Here is a 23,813-nt window from a genome sequence, read left to right as displayed (position 1 = left end):
CAGAGGAAGAACGGCCTGAAGCGCTCCGCTCCGCACAGCGTCTTTCGGGAGGCCCTCCGTGAGCGGGCGCTCAGGGACAATGGCCGTGTGGCAGCGAGATCTCTGAGCCTCATGGTGAGTTGGGAGCGGACGGAGAGCTGGGCCGCCCCTCGACGTCCCAACGCTCAGCGCGCAAGTCGGCGGCGACCACCGCCAAGCGATCCTGATTGTCGTTGTGCCCAATATGGGTTGTTCACGCACATGGCCGCGAGACCCCAGCCTGCCCTTCGACACTGATCCCAGGATGTATAGGTGCATTCGAAAGAGGTGCTACCACCCCATTCCCACTTTTGTAGGCAGACAGGATAATTGGAATCATGGGTTTGAGCAGCGGCGATCGGGATCATGGAGATGGCCGCGCTCCCCGCGATTATCCAACGCAGCATCAGCATCGCTCCCTCGTCGAATTCCGACCGCTGCGGCCAATGGCCCGCACAACCACCGGCAAGCAACGCTCGGATGATCATGGAGACCTTGTCGTCGACCACGCGCTTGATCCGGATCAAGCTCTTCGCCGACGCGGTGTCCGAGATCGCGCTCCCTTGTCAGCCCGGAGCGACGGTCGTAGTTCGGAAGCCGTCTACTTGATTGCAGCCGGCTTCTTCATCATCGGCGGCGCCTGCTTGGTGGCAGGGCCTGTTGCCGTCGTCGCTTGCGAGGGCAGATATTTGGCGAGGATCGCCGGATCGATCTGCGCCATGTTGCTGTCCGGCAGGCGGGTCCAGGTCTCGTCCTTGCCGAACAGCGAGATGCCGAGATAGCCGTGCAGGATCAGCGACTGCCCATCCGGAGTGACCCGCATGTTGGCCTTCCAGATGTTGCCGTCGCGCGGATTGAGCACGTTGCCGCCTTCGTATTTCAGCCCCTCGCGCTTCATGTCACGCACGAAGGAGATGCCGAGCACCGGCGCATTCTTGCGGTCATCGCTGCACTTCGAACAGACCTCGTTCGGATTGTCGCCGGGACGCGGAAACGTCTTGGCGATCACGCCCTCGAACACGCCGTCGTGGTCGATGAAGAGAAACCAGCCGACGGGCCTGCCATCCTCCACCTTCTGCCACAGACCGGCCGCGGTCGGCTCAGCCGCGAGCGCAGGCCGCGTCAGCAGAGCACCGGCAACAACGAGCGCGCCGATCGCGAGCTTCGTCGCACCAGGCACCAGCCGAAGTCGGGGAAACGCATTGCGCATCATCATCTCACCTTGACCAAGTCACAAAATGAATGGCCGCACAGTACGGCCGTTTCGAGCATCGTTCCAGCCCATAACAGGTCTGGCGCGCCGGTGAAACCGGCACGCGCAGGAAACATTTCTTCACATTTGAGTTGGTCCCGGCGGTGCCGGGTTCCACTGTGCGAACGAATTAGTTGACGCCGAGCTTCTTCTGCAGGCTCGACGACGACGTCGTGTACTGGAACACCAGCCGCTTCTCCGGATACACGTAGCGGTGCGCCTTCTGCGCCATCAGCGCGCCCTCGTGGAAGCCGCACAGGATCAGCTTGATCTTGCCGGGATAGGTATTGATGTCGCCGATCGCGAAGATGCCGGGCACCGAGGTCTCGAACGCCGACGTCTCGACCGGAATGAGATTGTGCTCGAGCGCGAGGCCCCACTCGGCGACCGGGCCGAGCTTCATCGTCAGGCCGAAGAACGGCAGCATCATCTCGCACGGCACGGTCTCGACCGCATTGTCGTTGCCCTTGATGGTGGCCGCGGAAAGCTGACCGTTCGCACCTTCGAGCGCGGTCACCTGACCGATGCGCAGATCCATCTTGCCGCTCGCGACCAGCGCGCGCATCTGCTCGACGCTGTGCGGCGCGGCACGGAAGTCGTCGCGGCGATGGACGAGCGTGATGCGCTTGGCAAGGGGATGCAGATTGAGCGTCCAGTCGAGCGCGGAATCGCCGCCGCCGACGATGACGACATGCTTGTCGCGGAACTGCTCCATCTTGCGCACGGCATAAAATACCGAGGTGCCTTCGTAGGCCTCGATGCCCGGCACCGGCGGACGCTTGGGCTGGAACGAGCCGCCGCCGGCGGCGATCACCACGACCTTGCACTCGAACACCTTGCCGGCATCGGTGGTGACGCGAAAACCGGGATCGCCGATCTTCTCGACCTTCTCGACCATCTCGCCGAGATGGAAGGTCGGACTGAACGGCTTGATCTGCTCCATCAATTGATCGGTGAGGCCCTGCCCCGTCACCATCGGCACGCCGGGAATGTCGTAGATCGGCTTCTCCGGATACAGCTCGGCGCATTGGCCGCCGACCTTATCGAGGATGTCGATCAGATGCGCCTTGATGTCGAGCAGCCCCAGTTCAAAAACGGCAAACAGTCCGCAAGGGCCCGCGCCAATGATCAGCACATCGGTCTTGATCGCTTCGCTCATGTCGCTCTTCTCGTTGGAGGCGCCGCTCGACGGAGGGCGGCAGATGGCGGTTCCGAATTTGTAGCCAACGGGCTGGTCGCAGGGAAGGCACAAAAGCCGCCCTCCGCTCGCGCGGCTTGCAGCGGCGGGGTTAGCCGGGTTTGAAGGGGACATGAATGATGGAGATCAATCGGTGACAGAGACGGCCCGTCGCGACCACGCGCCACGCCTGGAGGACTTTCCCTACCGCCTCACGGACAATGTCCGCTTCGGCGACCTCGACCCCAACCAGCACGTCAATAACGCAGTCTACGCGACCTATTTCGAGACCGGCCGGGTGACCCTGATGAAGGACCCGCGGCACGGCCTCGGCCAAGAGGGGCTGGCCTGGATCATGGTGCGACTCGACATGCATTTCCGGGCCGAGCTGCGCTGGCCGGGCACAATCGAGCTGGGACTGGGGGTCGTGAGGCTGGGGCGCACGTCGGTGATCTGCGAGCAGGTCGTATTCTCGGACGGGCGCTGCGTGGCGTCGGCCACCGCGGTCATGGTCCTGATCGACGAAGTGACGCGCAAGCCGGCGCCGCTGACGCCGAATCTCATTGCTGCGCTACAGCCCTGGGTCCGCCGCGGCGTGACGATCGCGCCGCCGGCATAGGCCTGGCGGCGATCATCGGAGGCGCGGCGACGAGGGCGCGACGCGAACGGTCAGGCCTGACGCTCGGGGGTGGAGACGACGAGGCCGTCGAGCTCGTCGGAGACCTTGATCTGGCAGGAAAGACGGGAATTCGGCCGGACATCGTAGCCGAAATCGAGCATGTCCTCTTCCATCGGGGTCGGCGGGCCGACCTTCTCGCGCCAAGCTTCGTCGACATAGACATGGCAGGTCGCGCAGGCGCAAGCGCCGCCACATTCAGCCTCGATGCCGGGAATGGCATTGCGGATCGCCGCTTCCATCACGGTCGCGCCGTTCTCGATCTCAACGGTTCGGGATTCGCCGGTATGGTCGACAAAGGTGATCTTGGCCATGTGTGCTCGTGCTGCGCAGGAAATGAGGTCGGGCTGTCCTATAACGGACCGCTCCGCTCCGCGCTAGTGCTGCCGCCGGCCGCTCAGGCCGCGCCGAGCATCTCCGAAATCGCCGCGCGGGCCTGCGCGATCGCCGTGCCGAGCCAGGCCAGCGCATCGGCGGGATCGCCCGCCCGCAGCGCCGCTTCGAGCCCTTCCGCCGCGTCGGCAACGTCGAGCGCGCCGACGGCGCGGGCCGAGCCCTTCAGCGTGTGGGCGACCGTGGCGGCATCCTCGGGCATCACCTGCAACCGCTCCAGCAGGCGGACGGCCTGGCTGGAGAACATGGCGAGCACCTCGCGCTCGAGCGCGCTGTCGCCGAGCGTCATCCGGCGCAGCAGGTCCAGGCTGATCGGCCCGTCGTCGGGAACCAGCGGGGGCGAGGGCATCCATTCGATCCGTGAAAGGTCGGGAATCATGGCGGCAATCCGGGTCCGGCGGGCGCGCCGCGCGCGCCTGTGGTAAGCCAAGCACGACAATGGTTAATGCATTGTTACCGGCCCAATTGCCGCGGGTTTGCCGCGATTTGGGCCCGGCTCCGCCCCAATCGCGGCAGAAACGGGAATTCGCAGAACTTCTAAAGTGTTAACGGCGGCTGCTGTTAACGATGATTAAGAATCTCTTAACCACGGCCATTTCTTTCAACAGGCACAGCCAATAGGATGATGCCCGGATGGAGTGGGTCACCTGGCGGAATTTGCCACCCCTGGTGCCTGCGAGGGATGACGTCCGGTTCGAGCGTTGCGAGAGGGCACTCGTACGCGGCTCGCCGGATCGAAATTAAGACGAGGGCTCGGACTCAACATGGCGAACACTCCGAAAAAGGTCAAAGACCCGACTGAAGTTGCGCTGTCCGCCATTCAGGAGGCTTTGAACATCAGCGATTCGTCCGCGCCCACGGACTCGCAGAGCTCGGTCCACGCTGACGGAGCCCCGCCGGTCATGCCGAACGGCGTGTCGAGCCTGGATTCGTTCGACTCCCGTCCGGGCATCGATCGCAGCAGCCTTGACGAGATTGAGCCGCCGCCGCTCGCCGCGCGCCGTCCGGCCAATGACGACCGCGAAACCATCGGCCAGTTGCTGCAGGCGATCCAGAAGGGCCGCCCGTCGCGCGGCGTCTACACGCTGGCAACCGCCTTTGCAGGCATCTGGATCGTCGGCTGCGTGCTGCTGACCATCGGTTTCCTGCCCGCCTTGCAGGCCTTGATCGGCCAGAGCGGCGGCGTGCTGGTGCTCGCCGGCCTCGCCGCGGTGTTCTTCGCACCCGTTCTGCTGTTCTATTTCCTCGCGAGCCTCGCCTGGCGCGGCCAGGAGCTGCGCATGATCGCGCAGTCGATGGCGCAGGTGGCGATCCGCTTCTCAGAGCCGGAGGGCGCCGTCAGCGATTCGATCGTGACCGTCGGCCAGGCCATCCGCCGCGAGGTCGCGGCGATGGGCGACGGCGTCGAGCGCGCGATCGCGCGCGCGGGCGAGCTCGAGATGCTGGTCGCCAACGAGGTCGCGGCCCTCGAGCGCGCCTACAGCGACAACGAGGTCCGCATCCGCGCCCTGCTGCAGGACATCGCCCACCAGCGCGATAACCTCGTCGGCCAGGCCGAGCAGGTCCGCAGCGCCATCTCGGGCGTCCAGATCGACCTTCGCCACGACATCGCGCTGATCTCGGACGCCATCGCGTCGCGGGTCGACGAGGTCGCCAAGAGCATCACCGGCGCGCTGGAAGAGCGCGGCGCCCACATCACGGCCGCGCTCGGCAACGCCGGCGACAACATGATCCTCGCGCTCGGCGAGCGCGGTGGCGATCTGCTCGACCGGCTCGAAGAGGCCAGCGCCGAGACCACCCGCGCCGTGCTCGACGCCTCGGAGCGGCTCACCACCAGCCTCAATTTCAAGACCGGCCACGTCCACGACGAGTTCGCCGACCTGTCGGACCGAGTCCACGAGATGCTCAACGAGCGCATCGACCGCATCACCGGCGAGTTCGAGCAGCGCACGGCGGCCATCGTCGACGGCATTTCGGTGCGCACCGAGCAGCTCCACGACCAGCTCAAGGCCTCCGGCGAGTCCCTCCTGCTGGAGCTCGAACTGCGCAGCGGCGATCTCGTCACCAAGATCGACGAGGCGAGCCAGCGCATGTCCGGCCACATCGTCACGTCAGGCGAGAAGGCGAGCGAGTCGCTCGATGCGACCGTCAATTCGCTGGTCGCCAAGGTCGTCAGCCAGACCGAGAGCACCCACGACACGCTGTCGATCCAGATCAGTGCCTTCGACGAGCTGGTGAAGAACCAGGGCACCGAGCTCGCCGAGCGCTTCGCACGCGACAGCTCGACCCTGGGCGCGCTGATCACCCGGCACATCACAGAGTTCGACCGCACGGTGAAGACCTATGGCGGCGAGATCGTCGAGCGCATGGGCCAGCGGACCCAGGAAATCTCCGACAATCTCAAGTCCTATGTCGACACGTTCGATACGCGGCTGTCGTCCAACAGCGGTGAGATCACGGCGACGCTGGATCAGCGGCTGAACCAGTTCGAGACCAATCTGCAGGCCCGCATCACCACCCTCGACACCTCGCTCGATGCGAAGATCAAGACCTTCGACGACAGCGTCGAGGGCCGCCTCAAGTCGCTCGAGGAGAACTTCGACACCCGCGCGACCTCGGTCACCTCGACGATCGAGGGCCGCCTCGGCACTCTGTCCAACTCGCTGACCGACGGCGCGGCGCAGGTGCTGCACGCGATCGACTCCCGGCTCACCGTTCTGACGACCTCGCTGACCGACGGTTCGGCGCAGGCGATCCAGTCGATCGATTCCCGCCTCAACATTCTGACCTCCTCGCTGACCGACGGCACCGACAAGGCGCTCGAAGCCATCGATCAGCGCATCCACAGCCTGTCGAACATCATCGACGGCCGCAGCTACGAGCTGACCGAAGCCGTCACCGCGCGCTTCCAGGACATCCATCAGGGCATCGAGACCCGCGTCGGCTCGATCGCCAAGGACATCGACCAGCGCGTCTCGCAGTTCGAGGACCTCTTGGGCTCGCGCGTCGAGGCCGTGGCCGGTCGCATCGAGAGCAGCGGCCGTCAGGCCAGCGACGAGCTGATGACCCGCGCCGAGCTGCTGTCCGCCAGCATCAAGTCGCATGTGGAAGATGCGGAGCGGGCGCTCACAAACCTCGTGGTCAACACCAGCGAGACCATCCAGACCGGTGCCCGCTCGGCACAGCAGTCGCTGCTCAACGTCTCGACTGACGTCGGCTCGCAGCTGAAGAACACGTCCGCCGAGGTCGAGCGTGCCCTGTCGAACGCAGGCAGCGGCGCGGCCGAGGCCGTCCTGACCAGTGCGCGCGAGGCCCAGGCCGCGCTGGTCGCGGCCTCCGGCGAGACCGCCGACCAGATCAAGTCGCTGTCGGCCGACGTCGAGCGTACGCTCACGGCGGCAGGGTCGACCACCGCAGCCTCGATCCTCGCCGGTGCGCGCGAGGCCCAGAACACGCTGGTGTCCGCCTCCTCCGACGCCGCCACCCACGTCAAGTCGCTCGCCGTCGACGTCGAGCAGGCGCTGACGGCCGCCGGCTCAGCCACGGCAGCCTCGATCCTCGCCGGTGCGCGCGAGGTCCAGAACACGCTGGTGTCCGCCTCCTCCAACGCAGCCGACCACGTGAAGTCGCTCGCAGCCGACGTGCAGCGCTCGCTGACCAGTGCCGGGACGGAAACCGCCGAAGCCATCACGGCGGGCGCTCGCGATGCCCAGCATGCCCTGCTCGCGGCATCGAGCGAAGCGGCCGAACAGGTCAAGGCGCTGACCGTCGACGTCCAGCGCTCGCTGTCGATCGCGGGGACGACCACCGCGGAAACGATCACCGGCGGTGCCCGGGAAGCGCAGAACACGCTGATCAGCGCTTCGTCAGAAGCGGCCAATCACGTCAAGTCGCTGGCGGCCGACGTCGAGCGCACGCTCGCCGCGGTCGGAACCAGCACGGCCGCGGCGATCGTCGACAGCGCCCGCGACGTCCAGTCGAAGCTCGTCACCGCCTCGACGGAAGCAACCGAGCATGTGAAGTCGCTGGCCGTCGACGTCGAGCGGACGCTGTCGTCCGTCGGCGCCGATACCGCGACCTCGATCCTCAACAGCGCGCGCCAGGCGCAGATGTCGCTGACCGCCACGTCGGCCGACACCGCGGCCACCCTGGTCGGCAGCGCACGCGAAGCCCAGGCGGTGCTGACGACGACCACGACCGAGACGGTCGCGGTGATCGTCGGCGGCGCGCGCGAGGCGCAGAACCTGCTGACGGCCACCTCCACCGACACCGCGGGCCAGCTCAAGGCGATGTCGTCGGAGATCGAGCGCGTCATCAATTCCGTCGCGGCGAACACCACCGACGCGATCCAGAGCAGCGCGCTCAATGCGCAGAGCGCGCTCGTCGCCGCCTCCAACGAGGTCTCCACGCGGGTCAAGTCGACCTCGACCGAGATCGAGCGCTCGGTGCTCGCCGCCGGCAACTCGTTCGGCTCGGCCATGACCGGCAAGACCGACGAGATCGTCACCTATGTGCAGCAGCAGAGCGAGCGGCTGTCGCAGATGCTCGACGGCAAGCGCGGCACCCTGGTCGAGGCGCTCAACTCGAAGACCAACCAGCTCACGATCGAGATCGATCGCGTCACCACCGACGCGCTGAAGGCGATCGAGGTGCGCGGCCAGAACTTCGCCCAGAGCGTCAATGGCAACGGCTCCGAGGTCGCCCGCACCATCACCTCGGCGGGCGAGCTTGCGACCACCGCGATCACCAAGTCGCTCAAGGAGCTGGAGCAGGCCTCGCGCGCGGCGATCGAGCAGTCGCGCCAGGTCTCGGTGGCCGCGGTCACCGAGATGCAGGAGACGAGCAAGATCCTGCGCACCGACACGGTCGCCCTGTTCGAACGTCTGCGCGAGGGCAACATCCTGCTGCAGGAGGTCCTGACCGGCGCCCACGACAACCTCAACTCGCTGGAGCGGGCGCTGGTCACCCGGGTGGCCGACTTCGTCACCGCGATGAACGACGTCACCGCGCGCAACGGCACCGCGACGCAGACGCTCGAGGACCAGCTCAACGTGTTCAACTCCAAGACGTCGCGGGCGCTGGAGGATCTCAACTCGCTGTCCAGCCAGTTCGACGCGCATGGCAAGGCGCTGATCGAGGCGGCGGCGATCGTCGAGCAGAGCAACCGCGATGCGACCGTCTCGATCTCGGATCGCAAGACGACGCTGGAATCGCTGGTCACCACCATCGATCTGCGCACGGCCGATCTCGACCAGCGTCTGACCCGCTTCACCACCCTGCTCGACGAGTCCTTGGCGGCCGCCGAGGAGCGCGCCCGCGACATCGCCCGCGTCGTGGCGGAAACGGCGGGTGCCGGCTCCACCGCGCTCAGCCGCCAGTTCGAAGCCATCCGCACCAACGCCGAGGAGGAGCGCCGCCTCACCACGTCGCAGATGCAGGAGATCTACCAGCAGAGCACGCAGGAAGCCGATGCGATGTTCAAGCAGTCGGCCGAGAAGTTCGCCACGCTGGTGTCGAGCATGAAGCAGATGACCGCCGAGATGCATCGCGAGCTCGAAGCGACCCGCAACGAGCTGCGCCGCGGCGTGCTGGAGATGCCGCAGGAGGCCGCCGAGAGCACGGCGCAGATGCGCAAGGTCATCGTCGACCAGATCGAGGCGCTGGCCGAGCTCAACCGGATCGTCGCCCATCATGGCCGCGGCCTCGACGTGGTCAGCGCGTCGCGCCCCGCCGCGGTCGCCGCGCCCGCCGCCGTGATCCGTCAGGAAGAGCCGATCGTCGCCGCAGCCGTCGGCGGCCGGCCCGACATGCGCCTGCGCGAGCCGGCTGCGACCAGCGTCGCCAACCTGCCGCCGCCGGATCTCGGCATGCAGCCGCCGGCCGCGCCGCCGCAGCCACGCCGGGTCGAAGCGCCGCCCATGGGTCCGGTCGCCGATCAGCGCAGCGACAACTGGCTGTCCGACCTGCTCAACCGGGCCGACAACAGCACCGCCGGCCAGCCGCAGCCTCCGCGTGGCCGCGGTCCGGCGCAGCAGTCGGGCAATCCACTGGAGTCGCTGTCGCTCGACATCGCCCGGCTGATGGACCGCAATCTCGCGGCCGAGATGTGGGACCGCTACCAGCGCGGCGAGACCAAGGCGTTCTCCAAGCGTCTCTACACCCCGGCCGGCCAGAAGGCATTCGACGAGGTCGCCCGCAAGTACCGCTCCGACCGCACCTTCAAGCAGACGGTGGACCGCTACATCACCGAGTTCGAGCGACTGCTCGACGAGGTCGCCCGCGACGACCGCAATCCGCAGGCGCTGCGTGCCCAGCTCACCTCGGAGACCGGGCTGGTCTACACCCTGCTCGCCCACGCCGCCGGAAGGCTGGCGTGACGAAGGGGGCGAATGGCGAGTAGCCGACCAACGATCGAAAAACAAACGGAGGCCGCGAGGCCTCCGTTTTGCTTTTGCAGGTCCAGCAACGCTTTTTCCGGCTTCGCTCGTTCCCGCCCCGCTTCCGCTCAACCGGACAGGAAGGCCTGGCGCAGGGTGGCGCATCCTGCAGTCGAGGTCGCCCAGGACTCGGACGTCACGGTCCGTCAGACGAGACGACGACGCACCGACCAAGGAGCCACCAGCGGCGCGCGGCAGGAGAGCTCACGCACCCTATTCGCTATTCCCCGTTCGCTATTCGCCAAGGCCTCACCGCCGTCCGCTGGCGGAGGGCGCGGGCGCCGGCTGCGAGGCCTGGGCGTTGCTCGGGCTGGAGTTGCTGGCCCCGAACAGGACCCGGGTCGGATTGCGGTCGAAATTGTTCACGGCGCGGCTGATGTCGGACAGCGTACGCCGTCCATCGGCCATCAGCGCGCCGGAGCGCTTGTCCAGATCCTCGGCGAGCTCGCGGATCGACTTCACCGTCAGGAACAGCTCGCCGCCATCCTTGCCGCCGGCCAGCGTGTTGAGACCGAGCATCAGGGTATCGGCCTTGCCCATGATGCCGTCGACCCGGCTCATGACGCCATCGATGCGCTCGGAATTGCGGGCCAGCGACTGGGTGAACACCTCGAGATTCTTGATCGAGTTCTTTACGGCGTCCTGGTTGTCGGCGACGACCTTGTTGATGTTCTGCAAGGTGGCGCGGATCGCTTCGGTCACGTCCTGCAGCCGGGTCGGATCGGCACGCAGCACCGGCACGCCATCCTCGTCGAGCGGCGGCGGCGGCGCAGCCTCCTCGCCGCCCTTCAGCGAGATCGCGGCGACGCCGGTCAGGCCCTGGAACTCGAGCCCGACCAGGGTGTCCTTGCGGATCGGCGCGTTGTTCTCGACCATCGCCAGCGCCACGACGCGGCGCGGATTGTCGAGCTTGACCGAAATGACCTCGCCGACCCGGATACCATTGAAGTTGACGCTGCCACCGTTGCGCAGACCCGCGGCCGGCCCCTCGAACACGACCCGCAGCGGGCTGCGCTGCTTGGTCGTGTGCAGGCTCTGAAACCAGAGGACAAACCCGATCGCCGCGGCAATCACTGCCAGCGTGAACGACCCGATCAGGACGTAATTCGCCCGCGTTTCCATTACCAACTCCGGTACCGGCACGTCACGGCGGTCATCCAGCCCCCGCTTCCGCGCACTGTCGGTTGGCGCCGGACAGCGGCACCCACCCCATCAACTTTGTCGCGGCAGTCCCCACTCCCGCTCACAAAAATCGTCCCTGGGGCGCGTCGCGCTACCCCATCACGGCTCGGGCACGCTTGCCGTGGAAATACTGTCGGAGCCACGGATGTTCCGAGGCCTGCATGTCGGCCATCGATCCCGCGGCGATAATCTTGCCGTCGCCCAGCACGGCGATGCGGTCGCACGCCGTATACAGGCTGTCGAGATCATGGGTTACCATGAAAACCGTCAGTCCCAAAGTGCGCTGCAGGGTCCGGACGAGCTCGTCGAAATCGCCGGCGCCGATCGGGTCGAGTCCCGAGGTCGGCTCATCGAGGAACACCAGTTCCGGATCGAGCGCGAGCGCGCGTGCCAGCGCGACCCGCTTGATCATGCCCCCCGACAGCTCGCTCGGGAAACGATCAGCAACATCGGGCCGCAATCCGACCATCACGAGCTTTGCGATCATGATCTCGTCGAGCAGACGCTGCGAGACCTTGAGATACTCCCGGACCGGGAACTGGATGTTCTGCCGCACCGTGAGCGAGGAGAACAACGCGCCCTGTTGGAACAGCACGCCCCAGCGCCGCTCGACAGCGCGGCGGCCGGCACGATCGGCGGCGTCGAGATCGACGCCGAACACCTCGATGTTGCCCGACAGCTTCGGCACCAGGCCGATGATGGTGCGCGTCAGCACCGACTTGCCCGCGCCAGAGGGACCGACGAAGCCCAGGATCTCGCCGCGCTTGACGTCGAGGTCGAGCCCGTCGAGCACGCGCGTCTTGCCGAACTGCACGGTGACGTCACGCACGCGGATGATGGGATCGGAGACCTGCTGCACCATCTCAGCTCACATCCCGACCGCGGCGAAGAAGATCGCGAACACGCCGTCCATCACGATGACGAAGAAGATGCCCTTCACCACCGACGAAGTGGTGTGGCGCCCCAGCGACTCGGCGCTGCCCTGCACGGCCAGTCCTTCGACGCAGGCGACGATCCCGATCACGGCAGCCATCACCGGCGCCTTGAGCAGGCCGACCTTGAAATGATCGATCGAGATCGCATCGCGCAGGCGCAGCAGGAAGGCCTCGGGATCGACGCCGCCATAAAACCAGGCCACCAGCCCGCCGCCATAGAGCGCGGCGATGTCGCCGAGGAAGGCCAGGATCGGCAGCGCGATCACCAGCGCCAGCATGCGCGGCAGGATCAGGACCTCGATCGGATCGAAGCCCATGGTGCGCAGCGCGTCGATCTCCTCGCGCATCTTCATCGAGCCGAGCTCGGCCGTGTAGGCGCTGCCCGACCGGCCGGCGATCATGATCGCCACAAGCAGCACGCCGATCTCGCGCAGCACCAGCACGCCGAGCATGTCGACGACGAAGATGTCGGCGCCGAACCTTCGGAAATGGAAGATGCCCTGCTGAGCGATGATGCAGCCGATCAGGAAGGTGATCAGCACGATGATCGGCACCGCGCGCCAGCACACCTGCTCGAGATGATGAATGGTCGAGGTCAGTCGGAAGCTGCGGGGATGAATGAGGACCCGGCCGCTGGCGACGATCACGGCGCCGAGCATGTCGATGAGTGCGGCGACCGTGCCGAAGATGCCGGCGACACTGAGGCCGATCTGGCCGAGCATGCCGGTGATGGTCACCATCGTCGCGTCGCCATTGGGCGCGGTGCTGACGCGGCGAACCTCGTCGACCAGGCTGGCGTAGTTCGCAGAGAGCCCATCGATCCGGACCTCGACGGTTCCGGTCGTGAAGCTGCGGCGCAGCCGCTCGATCAGCCAGGCGCCGAACGTGTCGAGCTTGGACACCTGGGAGACGTCGATGGAGACATCGATCTTCTTGCCGGCGAGCTTTTCGGCATCGGCGACGAGCCGTTCGAGCGACGGCGCAAAGGGCGCAGTCCAGGCGCCGGTCGCGCGCAGCGACAGCGCATTGCCATCCCCGCTGCGCTGCAGATCAGGGCCGCCCTTCACGACGGCCATCCTCGGAGCCTTGGACGTCCGCTCCTTGACGAGAAAAATCCCACCGCGTCGCTACCACCTTGCCGGAGACCACTATCAACAGCCATAGTCGGTCACATCGCGCAAGTCCCAAGCGCCTCATTCCGGTTCACAAAGCGCCAGACTTTCAAATGACTTCCAACGGTTTTCCAATACTGGACGCCCGGATCGGCCACTGGCCGATCGCCGGCAGCTTCACGATCAGCCGCGGCGCCAAGACCGAAGCCGTGACAGTGATCGCGGAGCTGCGACACGGGACGATGGTTGGCCACGGCGAATGCGTGCCCTATCCGCGTTATGGCGAAACGCCCGATGCGGCGCTGAGCGCCCTGCTCGCGATGCGCGATGCGATCGCCTCTGGTCTCGACCGCAACGCCCTGCAGACGGCGATGCCGCCGGGCGCGGCGCGCAATGCGCTCGATTGCGCGCTGCTCGACCTCGAAGCCAAACGGAGCGGCCGGCGCATCTGGGACCTGCTCGGACGCCGCGCACCGGCGCCGTGCGTCACGGCCTACACGATTTCGCTCGGGACCCCCGATGTGATGGCCAAAGCTGCGGCCAAGGCCGCGCACCGCCCGCTGCTCAAGATCAAGCTCGGCGGCGACGGCGATCCGGCGCGGATTGCAGCCGTGCGAGCCGCGGCGCCGCAGTCACAACTGATCGTCGACGCCAACGAGGCCTGGACCGAGGCCGTCCTGGAATCCAATCTCGCAGCCTGCGCCGCCGCCGGCGTCACGCTGGTCGAGCAGCCGCTGCCCGCAGGCAACGACGAAGCGCTCGGAAGGATCGCGCGCCCGCTCGCCGTCTGCGCCGACGAGAGCGTGCACGACCGCAGCTCGCTGGACGCGCTGCGTGGGCGCTACGACGCCGTCAACATCAAGCTCGATAAGACCGGAGGACTCACCGAGGCGCTTGCCATGGCCGATGCCGCGCGCGCGCTCGGCTTCGACATCATGGTCGGCTGCATGGTGGCGACGTCGCTGTCGATGGCGCCGGCCATGCTGCTGACGCCGTTCGCCCGTTTCGTCGATCTGGACGGACCGCTGCTGCTCGCCGAGGATTGCGAGCACGGCCTGCACTACGAGGACAGCCTGGTCTATCCGCCCGATCAGGCGTTGTGGGGCTGAAGCGAGACGCCGCGGCGCGCGAGCCACATCAGCGCGCCGCCCGCTCCGGCCATCGCAGCCATCACGTAGTAGACGCCGGGGCCATAGGCCGCATAGACCGGCCCCGAGAGGGCCGACGCCGCCGAGCCGACCACGCCGCTGGCGGCGGCATAATAGCCCTGCCCGCGCGCGGTCAGATGCGCCGGCACCTGGCGCACCAGCAGCCCCATGGTTCCGACCAGCGTCAGCCCGAAAGTGAAGCCATGGCTGATCTGGACCGCCGCGAGCCCCGCCGCATGCGGCTCCTGCGCCGTGAGGCTCCAGCGCAGCACGGCCGCCATCGCACCGATCATGACCAGGCTGGCGGGCGCCAGCGTGAACCGTGGCGACAGGGCAAACACGACGATCTCGGCGAGCACGCCCATGGTCCAGAGCCAAGCGATGGTGAGCCCGCTGAAGCCCTGCGCCTTCCACTCGATGGCGGAGAACGTGTAGTAGGCCGCATGGCTGGCCTGAATCAGCGCCGAAGCTGCGATGATGCAGAGGAAGCTCGGATTGCCCAGCAGACTGCGGCCGTCCCGGGACGGGCCGGCGCCTTGCGGCAAGGGCGGCAGCGCCTGCAGCAGTAGGCTGCTTGCCGCACCGCACAGCGCAACCGAGACGATGATCCAGATCAGCTCGGACGACGGCGCGAGATCGGCCAGCCCGCCGCACAGCAGCGTTCCAGCGATGAAGGCCGCCGATCCCCACAGCCGCAGGCGACCGTAGTTCAGGCCATAGCTCATCACGCCACGAAGCGCATAGGCGTCCGTCAGCGGGACAACGGGTGTCCATAGGCAGCAGGTCGCCACGTAGACCAGGAATACCAGCCAGGGTTCGCGCTGGAAGGCAAGAACCACAAAGCCCGATGCCGTTGCGAAGGTGGCCAGCCCCATCGCGGTGCGCAGGGCCTGCCGGCGCTCGGCGACCGCAGTGATCAGCGGCAGGACGGTGAAGCGGGTTACGGCGGGAACCGCAATGATGACGCCAATCCATGCGGCATCCAGCCCGATCGCCCGTAGCCATACGGGAAAGAACGGCAGATGCGTGCCCGACAGCATGAACACCGCGCCATAGAACAGCCCCAACCTGTCCGCGAATCGGCGCGACAATACCGGCGATGTGGTGGAGATTTGTCGGGACAGTGGCATCAATTCAATTGCGATTCGATCAATATCATGGTGATCGTTATGCCAACGCGCAGCAATGTGCGCGATAGGTTTGCCATGGTCGATGAAGTCTTCGCCCTCTCGCCGATATCCGCCCGTGCGGCTCAGCCGAACGAGGCCGATTACGAGGCGATCCGCGACGCCTTCATGGAGACGTCCCGAGGCCGCTGGTTCCTCGGTGAATATGCCAAGCGCAACCGCAATGCTGACACCAGCATGGTGCTCGACGCCGTCGCCCGCATCGAGCACGCTCTTGCCTCGCAGCGTCAGCAGCAGCAGGAATTCGAGCAGGCGGACAGCAAGGCGCTGCCCGAAGCGCTCGCCGCGATCCGCGCCACGGTCGAAGACGCCGCGTTGGCCGCCGCCTCTGCGGTCGACCGCATGGCCCTCGAGCAGAACCTGGCGCCGGTGCGCAAGGGCATCCGAATCATCAAGGAGATTTCCTGGCGCTGGCGCGAGATCGGCGCCGATTCCCGGATCTGTGACCTGATCGATTCGCAGGTGACATCGATCGAGGCCGCCTGCGATCAGCTTGCGAGCGCCGACCCCAAGGTCGCGCTGCTTGCGGCGTTCGAGATCATCAAGACGCGGCTGAAGGAGCTCGAGGCGGAGAAAGCGAGCGTTCCGCCTGCGGCCGACGAGATCAGTCCGGCGGCCGAGGCCGCCGCTTCGCCAGCGCCTGATGTCGCATCAAGTCCGTCCGCCGAGATGGTGGTCTCGGAGCCGGAGCCTGCACCGGAACAGAGCGAGGCGTCCCAGGCAGCGCTCGAGATCGCCATTCCGCTCGTTGCGGCGGTGGCCGCGATGGAAGTGGTTGAGACCTCCTCGGCTGATGACGCTGTGATCGTGGCGGCCGCAGCAGTCGACGCCAGGATCGTTGACGCCGAAACTGCGGCAGTGGTGCAGCCCCCGGAAGCTGCGACGGAGCCGTCGGTGGACGAAGCCCTGCTCGAGATCGAGCAGCACGCCGCGGCGGCCCTGGATGACGCCGCCGCCGCAGAAGCCGAAGACGAAGCTATTCTGGAATTGGTCGCGGCGGAGATGGGTGTCCTCGACCCGATCGACGACGAGGAGTTCAGCCGGGTCAGGACGCTCGGCTTCGACATTGAGGAGCCGACCTCGGTCGACGACGACATCGTCGCGAGCTTCAGCGAGACAGCCCCGTCGGAGCCGGATCTCGTGCTGACCACGGCAGAAGCCCCGGTTGCCACGGCGGCGCCGGCTCCGGCTGCGCCCACGATGCCTGCCCCGCCGGTGTCTGCCCCGCCGGTGTCTGCTCCGTCGATGTCTGCCCCTCCGATGCCGGCCCCGCCCACGGCGGCCCCGCGCATGGCATCGCCTCCAGTCCCGGCGCCAATCCCCAGCGCGCCCGTATCGCCACCGCTTCCGGAGGCGATCACCATCGAGACCCTGGCCGCCGTGGCGGCTGCGGTCGCAGCTCAATCTCCCGCAGCGGCCCCGCAGGCCGACGTTGCGCCGAGCCAGCAGGTCCGCCCGACCGCCGCCGCGGCTCACAGCACCAGCGCATCCGCGATGCCCAAGCCTGCCTACGAGCCGTCGCTGGGATCGACACTCCTGTCGAACGGCCTTCTGCAGCGGCCACAGGCGCCCGCCAATGACTCGCTGGCGCCGATCCGTCGCATGACCCAGCCTGAGAAGATCGCATTCTTCTCGTAGGCCGAGAGCATCTCGGCCACCTCCTGTTGAACCTCGATCACTGAGCACCAAGGGTGCCGCGTTGATGGGTGACGCGGATCACGTACGCCACTGCGTGATCTGCGTAGCCTGCTCCTCAAGCCATTCGCTTTGCGCATGCTTGAGGAGAACGCCGTGTCCGTTCCGAAATTTCGCGCTGTAACGTCCGCCTGGAAATCCCTGCTCATGTCCGCGCTGCTGGGCCTGATGGCCTGGGTCGGCCCGGGCTCGGCGTTCGCCGCCGGCAGTGAGCTCGACACCCTTCACGCGCCACCGCGCGCGCTGGCAGCTCCCTCACCGGCAAGGGAGAGCAACACGCCCGCCGCGATCCCTCAAGGAGCCGAGCCACGCGTCGCGCTCGTGATCGGCAATGCGAGCTATCAGAACGCGCCGCCGCTGGAGAACCCGGACAACGACGCCCATGCTGTTGCCAAGCTGTTGAACTCGGCCGGCTTCGAGGTGATCACGGCGACCGACCTGACGCAGAACGAGATGCTCAAGGTCGTGGAGGATTTTTCGAGCCGGGTGGCAGCACACGGCCCGAATACCGTGGCAATGGTCTACTACGCCGGCCACGGGGTTCAGCTCGCGGGCGAGAACTATCTGATCCCGATCGATGCCCGCATCTCGGCGCCCTCCGACCTGACGACGGGGACCATCCGGCTGGTGGATCTGATGGCGACGCTCGACGCCATCCCGAGCCGCATGCGGATCGTCGTACTGGACGCCTGCCGCAACAATCCATTCCCTGCCATCAACGATGCCGGGCGCGGATTGGCCATCGTCGACGCGCCGAACGGCTCCATCCTCGGATACTCGACCTCGCCCGGCGCGGAGGCGCTCGACGGCCGCGGCGAGCACAGCCCTTATGCGCAGGCCTTCCTCAACCTCGCGCGACAGCCGAACCTGCCGATCGAGCAATTGTTCAAGCGCATCCGTCTGCAGGTCAACCAGACCACCGACGGCCGGCAGACGCCGTGGGAAAGCTCTTCGCTCACCGGCGATTTCACCTTCTTCGGGGATACGCTGGTCGCGGCCGCGCGCCCTGCCGAGAATGCGCCGGTGATCCAGATGGCGGCCGACCTGCCCAGCCGGTCCGTGCGGCAGGCCTATGACTACGTGCTGTCGGAGAACCATCCGCAATATTATCGCGAGTTCATCGCGATGTATCCGCGCGATCCGCTCGCCGACCGCATCCGCGCCCTGCTCGCCGGCCTCGTGCAGGCCGCGGCGTGGCACGAGGCCGTACTGGCGAATTCGCCGGCCGCCTATCGGAGCTTCCGTGAATCCTATGCCGACAGTCCATATGCGCCGGTCGCGCTGCGGCTGCAGGGACAGCCTCGGCCCATCCCCTTACTGCAGCCGAGCCGCCTCATGATGCCGCCGCAACTGGCGCCGATCGCGCGACCGTTCAATCCGGGCGCCCAGATCCCGCAGCCGAAGCTGCCGACCACCACCATGCCGCCGCGCGGGCCGCTGCCGCCCACGGTCGTCACGAAAGGCGATGCCGTCAACAACGCGATTCCCAAGAAGGTCGTCGATCCCGGGCCGATCTCTCAGACGAAATTGCGCGACAGGATCATGCCGCCGGCAAATCCGCCCGTGACTACGAAAATCCAGCGCGACCCACTGAAGCGCAGTCCTGGTCGGCCATTCGACACCCGCGAGGTCCGGCGTCCCTTCCCCGGCAATTCCGGACCGTTCAAGCCGAACATCAACGCGTCGCATCCGTCGATGGCGCGGGGTCAAGGCGGGATGCAGGGCGGCCTGACGCGGGGCGCGCCGCACGTCGCGCAGTCCGGACTGCGGATGGGTGGTGGAGGATCGGCAAGAGGCGGCCTCGGCTTTCGCTGAGGCTTGATCGTCAGGCAATCAGCCGGGCGTAGAGCTCAGCGTCGACATTGCCGCCGGAGAGCACGATCACCACCGTCTTGCCCGCCACGTCCAGCCGGCCGGCCAGCAGTGCCGCGAGCCCGACCGACCCGCCGGGCTCGACCACGAGCTTCAGCTCCCGGAAGGCAAAGCCGACCGCGCGCCCCACCTCCTCATCCGAGGCCTCGACCGCGGCCGACAGAAGCTGGCTGTTGATCGCGAAGGTGATCTCGCCCGGAATCGCCGCCATCAGCGCGTCGCAGATGGTTCGGCCCTTTGCATCGTGGGCCTCGCGGTGGCCGGCCCGCAGCGAGCGCGCATGGTCGTCGAAGCCCTTGGGCTCAGCCACGACCATCTGGGTGCTCGGAAACTGCGCCTTCACCGCGGTCGAGACGCCGGCAAGCAGCCCGCCGCCGGAAGCAGGCACAATCACCAGATCCGGCGACAGGCCCAGCGCCGCGAGATCTGCGGCGATCTCGCGGCCGACGGTGCCCTGCCCTGCGATGACAAAGGGATCGTCATAGGGCGGCACCACCGTCGAGCCGCGCTTTGCAGCGATGTCGCGCGCGATCGCTTCGCGGTCCTCGCGGTCGCGATCATAGAGCACGACGTCGGCGCCGAACGCCTTGGTGCGCTCGCGCTTGGCCGCCGGCGCATCCGAGGGCATCACGATCGTGGCGTCCATGCCCAGCAATGTGGCGGCATGGGCGACGCCCTGCGCATGATTGCCGGAGGAGAATGCGACGACGCCGTTGCCGCGCGCTGCTTGCGGGATCGACGCCAGCTTGTTGTAGGCGCCGCGGAACTTGAACGAGCCGGTCCGCTGCAGCACCTCCGGCTTCACGAACACGTTCGCTTTGAACCGCTCGTTGAGCACGGGAGCCGGCAGCAGCGGGGTCCGCACGGCCACGGGCGCGAGGACGCGTGCCGCCGCATCGATGTCGGCGACGGTCACGGGCAGGATCGGGGAATGAGCTGTCATGCCCCGATTTTACCGCGCCCGATTGCCGAGAGGCAAGGGAGCCGGTGTCAGGCGGCGCGGGCGGCCAGCTGCGGAACCGGCGCCGGCTGCCGCTGCGGATCGGTCCAGGTGAGGATCTCGAAGCGGCCGTCCTCGTGCTCGACCAGCGCCGTGCAGCTTTCGACCCAGTCGCCGCAATTCATGTAGCGGATGCCGTCCTGGTCGCGGATGACGGCGCAATGGATGTGGCCGCAGATCACGCCGTCAGCGCCATGCCGGCGCGCCTCGGAGGCCAGTGCCGTCTCGAACGCGCCGATATAGTTCACCGCGTTCTTGACCTTCTGCTTGGCCCATTGCGACAGCGACCAATAGGGCACGCCGAACATGCGGCGGAAGAAGTTGACCAGCCGGTTCATCTGGATCGCAAAATCGTAGGCCTTGTCGCCGAGATGGGCGAGCCAGCGCGCGTTCTGCACGACCAGATCGAAGATGTCGCCGTGAATGACGAGATAGCGTTTGCCGTCGGTGCCGGTGTGCACGATGTTCTCGACGACGTCGATGCCGCCGAAATGCGTGCCGTAGTAGCCGCGCAGGAACTCGTCGTGATTGCCGGGGACGTAAACGACCTTGGCGCCCTTGCGCGCCTTGCGCAGCATCTTCTGCACCAGGTCGTTATGCGACTGCGGCCAATGCCAGCTCGATTTGAGCGCCCAGCCATCGATGATGTCGCCGACCAGATAGATCGTATCGGCATCATGGTGGCGCAGGAAATCGACCAGGAGATTGGCCTGCGAGCCGCGGGCTCCGAGATGAACGTCCGAGATGAACAACGTCCGAAAGCGCCGAGCCGGGCTTTCTTCACCAGCAGTCTCAAGTCCCATGCGCGCCCACCTAACAGCCCCTGATGACACCGCGATGACGAACGGCCTCACTGGCAGAACCCGTCCTGCCGGACCGCGACCGGACACCGCTCGTTCGACGACTCGCGACGTCCTTCGTCACTGCCCCGCGATACCAGCGCGGTGCGACAATCAGGCGACAGGCGGGCGGCGCGAACAGGGAAAATCGGCCTCCTATCTCGGCATGGTGACGACACGCAGATTGTTGGTGGTGCCGGCCTGCGCGAACGGGATGCCGGCGACGACGACGAGCAGGTCGCCGGCTTCCGCGAACTCCTCCTGCACGGCAAAGAAGGTCGCGCGCTCGACCATTTCCTCGTAGTTCTGCACGTCCTGCGACAGCACGCTGTGCGCGCCCCACAACAGGCACATGCGCCGCGAGGTGTCCTCGTTCGGCGTGATCGCCAGAATCGGCAGGCTCGGCCGCTTGCGCGCAACGCGGGAGGCCGAAGTTCCGCTCGACGTATAGGCCACGATCGCCCTGGCGTGGATCGCCGACGCCAGGTCGGCCGCGGCGGTCGCCACCGCATGCGGTGCGGTCTGCTCCTCGCCCGGCTGCGTCGCCTCGACGATGGAGCGGTACATCTTGTGGCCCTCGGTTGCCTTGATGATGCTGTCCATCATCGCGACCGCCTCGCGCGGGTATTGCCCGCTGGCCGATTCCGCCGACAGCATCACCGCGTCGGCGCCGTCATAGATCGCGGTCGCGACGTCGGAGACCTCGGCGCGGGTCGGCGTCGGCGTCGCGACCATCGAATCCAGCATCTGCGTCGCGACGATCACCGGCTTCACCGCGAGCCGGCAGGCGCGCACCAGCTCCTTCTGCTTGCCCGGCACGTCCTCGTTGGGAATCTCGACGCCGAGATCGCCGCGCGCGACCATGATCGCGTCCGACAGCTGGATGATGTCGTCGATGCGCTCCAGCGCCGCCGGCTTCTCGATCTTGGACATGATGCCGGCGCGGCCATTGATCAGGCCCCTCGCCTCCAGCACGTCGGACGGCTTCTGCACGAACGACAGCGCCACCCAGTCGACGCCGAGGTCGAGCCCAAAGGCAAGATCGGAGCGGTCCTTGGCCGTCAGCGGCGACAGCTCCAGAATCGTGCCCGGCAGATTGACGCCCTTGTGATTGGAGATCGCGCCGCCGACGATCACCTTGGCTTCGATCCAGTCGTCGCCGAGGCCCATGACGCGCACCCGCACGCGGCCGTCATCGATCAGAAGATCGTGACCGGGCGCGACCGCCGCAAAGATCTCCGGATGCGGCAACGGAATCGACGTCTTGTCGCCCTCGGTGCCGTTGAGGACAAACCGAATCGTCTCGCCGGCTTCGACCTGGATCTTCTTGTCGCGTAGCGTGCCGACACGAATCTTCGGACCCTGCAGATCCATCAAGATGCCGATTGGCCGCTGCACCTCCTTCTCGAGGGCGCGGATCGCGGCATGGACCCTGGCGTGATCGGCCTGCGTGCCGTGGCTGAAATTGAGACGAAATGTGTCTACACCGGCGAGGAACAGCGCTTTCAGCACCTCCGGAGAATTGCTCGCGGGACCGACAGTCGCGACGATCTTGGCTCGACGGTGACGACGCATGATGTGTCCTTTCTCCTGAAGCCCAGGCCACTTAAGTCCGTGTCTCGCGTCACTATGACATGCATGTGATTAGCATGCGCGGACGCGGCGGAAGCGCTGGTATACGCCCCGCAGCGTCCATTGCAAGCGCGACGCGGAACACGCCTAGATTGTGCAAGCGAGTAGCACGCCTCAGACGTTGGAGCCGTGGATCGCGTCGATGACGGCGTCGGTCACCTCCCTGGTCGTCGCCTTGCCACCCACATCGGGGGTGAGGATGCCGGCTGCGCAGACCTTCTCGACCGCAGCCATCAGCCTGACGGCCGCGTCCTTTTCGCCGAGGTGCTCGAGCATCTGCGCGCCGGTCCAGAACGTCGCCACCGGATTGGCGATGCCCTTGCCGGTGATGTCGAACGCCGAGCCGTGGATCGGCTCGAACATCGACGGGAAGCGCCGCTCCGGATCGATGTTGCCGGTCGGCGCCACGCCGAGGCTGCCGGCGAGCGCGCCGGCGAGATCGGACAGGATGTCGGCATGCAGGTTGGTCGCGACGATGGTGTCGAGGCTCTTCGGCTGCAGGGTCATGCGCACGGTCATCGCGTCGACCAGCATCTTGTCCCAGGTCACGTCGGGGAATTCCCGCGCCACCTCGGCGGCGATCTCGTCCCACATCACCATGCCGTGGCGCTGCGCATTCGACTTGGTGACGACGGTGAGGAACTTGCGCGGTCGCGACTGCGCCAGCTTGAACGCGTAGCGCATGATTCTGACGACGCCGACGCGGGTGAAGACCGCGACCTCGGTGCCGACCTCCTCCGGCAGGCCGCGATGCGCCCGGCCGCCCATGCCGGCATATTCGCCTTCGGAATTCTCGCGCACGATCACCCAGTCGAGATCGCCGACGCCGACATTGCGCAAGGGCGAGGCCACGCCGGGCAGGATCTTGGTCGGGCGCACATTGGCGTACTGATCGAAGCCCTGGCAGATCGGCAGCCGCAGGCCCCACAGCGTGATGTGATCGGGCACGTCGGGCGCGCCGACCGCGCCGAAATAGATCGCATCGAATTTCTTGAGCTCAGCGAGGCCGTCGGCCGGCATCATCACGCCGTGCTTCTTGTAGTAGTCCGAGCCCCAGTCGAAGGTCTTGACGTTGAAGCTGATGTCGCCCGCGCGCTTGGCGAGTGCCTCGAGCACGCGGACGCCTTCGGAGATGACCTCGGGGCCGATGCCGTCGGCGGGAATGGCGGCGATGGAATGGGTGCGCATTTGAGCTTTTCTTGACCTCTGTCCGGGCGTTTCACCCGGACAGCTTTTGCACGACATCCCGCGAACGACA

18 protein-coding genes are annotated in these 23,813 nt (G+C 66.7%); 5 read left to right on the top strand and 13 right to left on the bottom strand.

Annotated elements, in window-relative coordinates; all coding sequences use genetic code 11:
• Nucleotides 1-164: 164 nt before the first annotated feature.
• The 3 genes from QX010_RS27730 to QX010_RS27720 all read right to left on the bottom strand — a co-directional run bounded on the left by QX010_RS27730 (nucleotide 165) and on the right by QX010_RS27720 (nucleotide 2,429).
• The gene (locus QX010_RS27730; RefSeq protein ID WP_316182981.1) at nucleotides 165-545 is read right to left on the bottom strand and encodes a DUF3551 domain-containing protein; all 381 of its coding nucleotides are present in this window, start codon (nucleotides 543-545) and stop codon (nucleotides 165-167) included.
• 74 nt (nucleotides 546-619) lie between these two features.
• Complete coding sequence (locus QX010_RS27725; protein ID WP_316182980.1) at nucleotides 620-1,228, bottom strand: DUF2147 domain-containing protein; 609 nt, start codon at nucleotides 1,226-1,228, stop codon at nucleotides 620-622.
• A gap of 172 nt (nucleotides 1,229-1,400) precedes the next feature.
• On the bottom strand, nucleotides 1,401-2,429 hold the full coding sequence (locus QX010_RS27720; protein WP_315804328.1) for an NAD(P)/FAD-dependent oxidoreductase: 1,029 nt from the start codon (nucleotides 2,427-2,429) through the stop codon (nucleotides 1,401-1,403).
• A gap of 172 nt (nucleotides 2,430-2,601) precedes the next feature.
• Here QX010_RS27720 and QX010_RS27715 point away from each other — a divergent pair, with 172 nt between their 5' ends.
• The gene (locus QX010_RS27715) at nucleotides 2,602-3,066 is read left to right on the top strand and encodes a thioesterase family protein (protein WP_316182979.1); all 465 of its coding nucleotides are present in this window, start codon (nucleotides 2,602-2,604) and stop codon (nucleotides 3,064-3,066) included.
• Nucleotides 3,067-3,116: 50 nt separating this feature from the next.
• Here the strand turns inward: QX010_RS27715 and QX010_RS27710 are convergent, their stop codons facing one another.
• Both QX010_RS27710 and QX010_RS27705 read right to left on the bottom strand, forming a co-directional pair.
• The gene (locus QX010_RS27710) at nucleotides 3,117-3,437 is read right to left on the bottom strand and encodes a 2Fe-2S iron-sulfur cluster-binding protein (RefSeq protein ID WP_315707114.1); all 321 of its coding nucleotides are present in this window, start codon (nucleotides 3,435-3,437) and stop codon (nucleotides 3,117-3,119) included.
• Nucleotides 3,438-3,520: 83 nt separating this feature from the next.
• The gene (locus QX010_RS27705; RefSeq protein ID WP_315804330.1) at nucleotides 3,521-3,865 is read right to left on the bottom strand and encodes an Hpt domain-containing protein; all 345 of its coding nucleotides are present in this window, start codon (nucleotides 3,863-3,865) and stop codon (nucleotides 3,521-3,523) included.
• A 415-nt stretch (nucleotides 3,866-4,280) separates the two neighbouring features.
• On the opposite strand from QX010_RS27705, the gene QX010_RS27700 reads away from it, so the two are divergent.
• Entirely contained in the window at nucleotides 4,281-9,893 is a 5,613-nt protein-coding gene (locus QX010_RS27700; protein WP_316182978.1) for a methyl-accepting chemotaxis protein, read from the top strand.
• A 309-nt stretch (nucleotides 9,894-10,202) separates the two neighbouring features.
• Here QX010_RS27700 and QX010_RS27695 read toward each other — a convergent pair whose 3' ends face one another.
• The 3 genes from QX010_RS27695 to QX010_RS27685 all read right to left on the bottom strand — a co-directional run bounded on the left by QX010_RS27695 (nucleotide 10,203) and on the right by QX010_RS27685 (nucleotide 13,137).
• Nucleotides 10,203-11,075 carry an MlaD family protein gene (locus QX010_RS27695; RefSeq protein ID WP_315804332.1) on the bottom strand — a complete coding sequence of 291 codons (873 nt, stop codon included), beginning with the start codon at nucleotides 11,073-11,075 and terminating at the stop codon, nucleotides 10,203-10,205.
• Nucleotides 11,076-11,226: 151 nt separating this feature from the next.
• Nucleotides 11,227-11,997 carry an ABC transporter ATP-binding protein gene (locus tag QX010_RS27690; RefSeq protein WP_315804333.1) on the bottom strand — a complete coding sequence of 257 codons (771 nt, stop codon included), beginning with the start codon at nucleotides 11,995-11,997 and terminating at the stop codon, nucleotides 11,227-11,229.
• A 6-nt stretch (nucleotides 11,998-12,003) separates the two neighbouring features.
• Entirely contained in the window at nucleotides 12,004-13,137 is a 1,134-nt protein-coding gene (locus QX010_RS27685) for an ABC transporter permease (protein ID WP_315804354.1), read from the bottom strand.
• A gap of 158 nt (nucleotides 13,138-13,295) precedes the next feature.
• On the opposite strand from QX010_RS27685, the gene dgcA reads away from it, so the two are divergent.
• Nucleotides 13,296-14,291, top strand: coding sequence for an N-acetyl-D-Glu racemase DgcA (gene dgcA, locus QX010_RS27680; protein WP_316182977.1), 996 nt, complete (start codon nucleotides 13,296-13,298; stop codon nucleotides 14,289-14,291).
• Here dgcA and QX010_RS27675 read toward each other — a convergent pair.
• Entirely contained in the window at nucleotides 14,273-15,460 is a 1,188-nt protein-coding gene (locus tag QX010_RS27675) for an MFS transporter (protein WP_315804335.1), read from the bottom strand. The genes dgcA and QX010_RS27675 overlap by 19 nt on opposite strands.
• A gap of 75 nt (nucleotides 15,461-15,535) precedes the next feature.
• On the opposite strand from QX010_RS27675, the gene QX010_RS27670 reads away from it, so the two are divergent.
• On the top strand, nucleotides 15,536-17,155 hold the full coding sequence (locus tag QX010_RS27670; RefSeq protein ID WP_316182976.1) for a hypothetical protein: 1,620 nt from the start codon (nucleotides 15,536-15,538) through the stop codon (nucleotides 17,153-17,155).
• Between the two features lie 204 nt (nucleotides 17,156-17,359).
• Nucleotides 17,360-19,027 carry a caspase family protein gene (locus tag QX010_RS27665; protein WP_316182975.1) on the top strand — a complete coding sequence of 556 codons (1,668 nt, stop codon included), beginning with the start codon at nucleotides 17,360-17,362 and terminating at the stop codon, nucleotides 19,025-19,027.
• Nucleotides 19,028-19,037: 10 nt separating this feature from the next.
• Here QX010_RS27665 and QX010_RS27660 read toward each other — a convergent pair whose 3' ends face one another.
• The 4 genes from QX010_RS27660 to QX010_RS27645 form a co-directional block, all read right to left on the bottom strand.
• The gene (locus QX010_RS27660; RefSeq protein ID WP_316182974.1) at nucleotides 19,038-20,027 is read right to left on the bottom strand and encodes a threonine/serine dehydratase; all 990 of its coding nucleotides are present in this window, start codon (nucleotides 20,025-20,027) and stop codon (nucleotides 19,038-19,040) included.
• A 47-nt stretch (nucleotides 20,028-20,074) separates the two neighbouring features.
• Entirely contained in the window at nucleotides 20,075-20,887 is an 813-nt protein-coding gene (locus tag QX010_RS27655; protein WP_315804339.1) for a UDP-2,3-diacylglucosamine diphosphatase, read from the bottom strand.
• Between the two features lie 192 nt (nucleotides 20,888-21,079).
• On the bottom strand, nucleotides 21,080-22,498 hold the full coding sequence (pyk, locus tag QX010_RS27650; protein ID WP_316182973.1) for a pyruvate kinase: 1,419 nt from the start codon (nucleotides 22,496-22,498) through the stop codon (nucleotides 21,080-21,082).
• A gap of 171 nt (nucleotides 22,499-22,669) precedes the next feature.
• Nucleotides 22,670-23,743, bottom strand: coding sequence for a tartrate dehydrogenase (locus QX010_RS27645; RefSeq protein WP_316182972.1), 1,074 nt, complete (start codon nucleotides 23,741-23,743; stop codon nucleotides 22,670-22,672).
• Between the last annotated feature and the right edge of the window lie 70 nt (nucleotides 23,744-23,813).

Source organism: Bradyrhizobium sp. SZCCHNRI1009 (genome assembly GCF_032487575.1).
Taxonomy (GTDB): domain Bacteria; phylum Pseudomonadota; class Alphaproteobacteria; order Rhizobiales; family Xanthobacteraceae; genus Bradyrhizobium.
Note: the sequence above shows the minus strand (reverse complement) of the source record. Positions and strands in the feature narration are given on the sequence as shown.